General features: G+C 35.7%; 1 protein-coding gene. It reads left to right on the top strand.

The genetic code is table 11. The annotated features are described in order from the left end of the window. Nucleotides 1–152 precede the first annotated feature (152 nt). Nucleotides 153–638, top strand: coding sequence for a YusW family protein (locus tag AC1DRF_RS30995; protein ID WP_274156433.1), 486 nt, complete (start codon nucleotides 153–155; stop codon nucleotides 636–638). Nucleotides 639–709: the final 71 nt, after the last annotated feature.

Genomic DNA, 709 nt, shown 5'->3' with positions numbered 1-709 from the left:
AGCATGTACAGTATTTCTTATTCGAATGTAAAATAAACAAGACGAAAAACCCCGCTTTCTTTTTAGAGAGCGGGGTTTTCTAGTGAAGGCGTATAAAAATCAAATTTGTGGACATAAAGGGAAGGAAGAGTGAAGTCAAAGGAGGAAATACAGTGAAGAAACGACCCTTTTTCATATTCTTTTCCCTTATAGGTATTAGCGTACTTTCAGCATGCCACAATGATGATGCAGCACCGGCAAAAGAAGCTCAAAATAAACAAGGCGTGACGAATGGCGGAACGCCGATGAGCTATGATAATCAAAGCGAAAACACATCTTTTAACTTTTCAAAATTTGATTTAGAAGTAGACTATAAGGGGCTCAACAATGATTATGAAGCCGACTACGAAAATGAAAATGATGAGATAGAAGCCAAAGTGGATGATAATATTAACGATGAGCACTTGAACGGAGACAAAGCTTTTAATCAATTATCTTCAAAATTTAAAAAGTTAAATTTTGATCAGCGCACGCCCGATGAAGATGTAAAAAAGGAAGTAATCGATGCGTTTGGTCTAAAAAAAGATTTTCAGTCGTTTGAATTAGAAGTTCGTTTTTCAAACGGAACGGAAAAAGAATACAACTTTAAACAGAAGTAAGACGTTAAAGCAAAGTATTTTAGTTGGGAAAATCCGAACGATGAATCGAGGTTCTTCATTAAGAATCCAAC

This window comes from Priestia sp. P5_B4 (genome assembly GCF_056400385.1).
The sequence above is the reverse complement of the archived record's forward strand: the minus strand, read 5'-3'. Positions and strand labels throughout refer to the sequence as shown.